This is a genomic window from Campylobacter concisus, assembly GCF_002092845.1.
GTDB classification, from domain to species: domain Bacteria; phylum Campylobacterota; class Campylobacteria; order Campylobacterales; family Campylobacteraceae; genus Campylobacter_A; species Campylobacter_A concisus_AQ.
In genome coordinates this window covers 1-3,232 of record NZ_LVXF01000020.1, presented here as the reverse complement: position 1 = coordinate 3,232, position 3,232 = coordinate 1, and the positions used below count along the sequence as shown (strand labels likewise).

Here is a 3,232-nt window from a genome sequence, read left to right as displayed (position 1 = left end):
TGTATTTGGTCTTGAACTTCGATTGTAGTTGTACCACTAGTATAAGTAGTATAACCACCAGAACTAGCACCTTTAGTCCAACTACTTCCAAGAGTAAGCTCATCGTTACTATCACCATCTATTTTTAGCTTATTCTCATTACTATCACGTAATATATCTTGAACATTGCTAGCTGTAAGAGATAAGGTTGTCTTTTCTCCATTAGTCATATCTAGTTTTTCGATATTTTTAACATGGCTAAAGTCTATGCTATTATCAGCTACTTTTAATGTATCAAATCCAGCTCCGCCGTCGATAGTCGTATTAATTAGCGTTGCGCCTTTGTCTACTATGATAGTATCGTTACCGGTCGTTAAACCATCTATGCTATCACCATATATAGAAGCATTTTCAAATCTAGCTCCAGATTTGATATGGATCGTATCATTACCAGCATCACCCTCTACTTTAGCATTATCAAATTTTCCAGAGTTGACGAAAATTGTATCATTTCCTGCTCCACCATGTACGCCGGCATTATGGTTATATGCATTTTCGCCTTTAAATTCTGCTCCGTTAACATTTATTATATCGTCGCCAGCATCTGCATATACATTGGCTTGATTAAATTTAGCTCCACTTTCTAGAGTTATAGTATCTACGCCATTTCCAGCAGCTATATAAGAGAAGTCTTGGAATATAGTACCGTCTTTTATGGTGATTTCATCATTTCCGCCACCGGTTTCTACACCAGACAATTTGCCGTCGTCACTTTTCATAAAAGTAGTGTTTGAGATCGTTACATGATCATTATCGTTGGCCGTATAACCCGCATCATCCGTATATAGTTTAGATCCCTTAAATGTTATACGATCAGTAGCACTATTTCCGCTAATTTCTATAGTATCCTCTCCGGCACCCATATCTATAACTGTACGAGTAAGCGTTACTCCGCTAGCAATATTTACAGTATCAGAACCTTCGCCGGTTTGAATATTTGACTGAATAGTTCCAGTTATATCACTATTGATATTTACTTCGTCATTATCTGCACCTGTATTTATAGAGCTATCGTCAAATATCATTCCATCTTCGATATCCACAGTATCTACTCCAGTACCTGTGTTAATCTCCGCATGCGTTAAAGTAGAATTGTTAATCACTACGTGATCTTTGTCGGCACCGGTATTTATAACTGTTTTTGCGGTAGCGGTACCATTAAGTTTAGAATCCCTAATTTCTACGTCGTCTTCTCCTGCACCGGTTTCTATATTGTTTCTACCCTCCATTAAAGAGTCGCCTTGTATTTGTACCAAATCGTTTCCGCTACCGGTCTTTATATTAGTAGTTTCAACTTTTCCCCTGTTTATCTGTACGTGCTTGATACCGTTATCTCCCATATCTATATTTACTTGTTGGAAGTCAGATACTCTGCCCGCATAGTTGCCGCTATTACCCATACCGGTTAGTACTACGGTATCGTCGCCGTCGCCCATATTTATCTCAGTTTCCGTTGCTGCAGAGTAGCTGTAACCTTGAAACGGACTTGTAGTTAGGTGTTCAAATCTTATTATGTCGTTGCCTCCGCCGGTATTTACTTCCGCAAAATTTAACAATGCCCCATCGTATACATTGACTTGGTCGACGCCATCTCCAGTGCTTATATAAGCATCACTAAATACCGCATTATTGGTTAATGTTATTTCGTTACCACCATCGCCATTTTCTATACTACCACCATTCATAGTAGCATCGTTTATAGTTACTTTGTTTAGACCCCCTCCTAAAGTCATTTCAACATTATTTAGTGTAGCTTTATCACTTACGTTAACAATGTCGTCTCCTTCTCCGGTTCTAATCTTAGAGTGCTTACCTTCCAGAGATGTTTCTAGATCGCTCTTAATATTGATCGTGCTTTTTGTACCAGTATCTTTCGCTATGATTCTAACACCAGTAGTAGTAGCTCCTTTTTCAAAATTTATCGTATTTTCTTTGGCTACCACTTCTATTTTAGCATTAGACATAAATGCTCCGTTTTTCACATTTAGCTCAGAAGTATTACCTTGTTCTCCTTTATCTAAAGGACTAGCAGACTTACCCATATGTATAATAGCCCCTTCAGATCGGGTACCGTGAATATTAGCTCCGGAATTTACATTTATAGTATCATTGCCGCTTCCGCCTCTGATTCTAGTACCTTGTTTTAACTCGGCTCCGGAATTTACGTTTATAGTATCATTACCGCTTCCGCCGTCTATCACACTAGCCCTCTCATCGGTTACGTCAAACGAAGCGTTTTCGATATTTATTACATCGTTATCGGCGCCGGTCATTAAGATAGATCCTTTAAAATTAATCTTATCCGTAGCGGTTCCTTTTAAATTTACAGTTTCGCTTCCAGCACCCATATTTATTATGGTATTAGTTAAAGTGACACCGGGAGCTATATTTAAGTTGTCCGAACTTGAACCGGTGCTTATATAAGATTGACCGCCTATGTATTCGTGAGTAAACGGATCTATTTCATAAGTACCAGTACCTGTTACGTCAGAAGTTATATTGATCTCGTCGCCCTTTATGCTGCTATAAATTTTAGTATCTATATTAGTACCGTCTGAAGTAATCTTACTTCCATTATCTCCGCCAAATACGCTAAGATCACTTGAAGGATTTACTATTTTGGCCACATCTCCAGTATGATTTGCCGAATTAGCACTACTTGTTAGCACCAAGTCTTTAGCATCATCTTGACCAATAGCTAACTTGCCATCATTACTTTTAAACCAGCCATCTTGAAGGGTAAATGTATTTACTCCAGCGTTAGGAACTAGATAATCCCTGCCGTCTATCCATCTAACTATACTATATCCATTCAAAGTAGATCCGGCATAAGGCATATCATGTACTAGACTTCGCATATGAAAAACGAATCCGTCGTTTATATTTTCGTTTAGATACGCTGATAAAGGAATTTTTATACTTCCTGCTGGTAAAGCAGGTTCTATTGCTCCAGCCCCAACAGCACTTCCTCCACTTACACCAAAGCTATTATCTCCACCTGCTGCTAGAGATAAAGCATCTATGCTTCCTACATTAGCATTGATGTTACTAATGTGGCCTCCTTCTGCAAAGCTAGTAGAAGATAAGCTTACGCCATCTCCACCATTACCACCTGCTTGTGGACCACCTGCAGCAGTTTCTTCTAGAGCATTAAGATCTGTTCCTTTTAAGATGGCTTGTTGTAAAGCTGAGA

1 protein-coding gene is annotated in these 3,232 nt (G+C 38.8%); it reads right to left on the bottom strand.

The window, feature by feature from the left end:
- A partial coding sequence (locus A3854_RS09570; RefSeq protein WP_084041580.1) for a beta strand repeat-containing protein occupies positions 1-3,232 on the bottom strand: 3,232 nt, incomplete at both ends.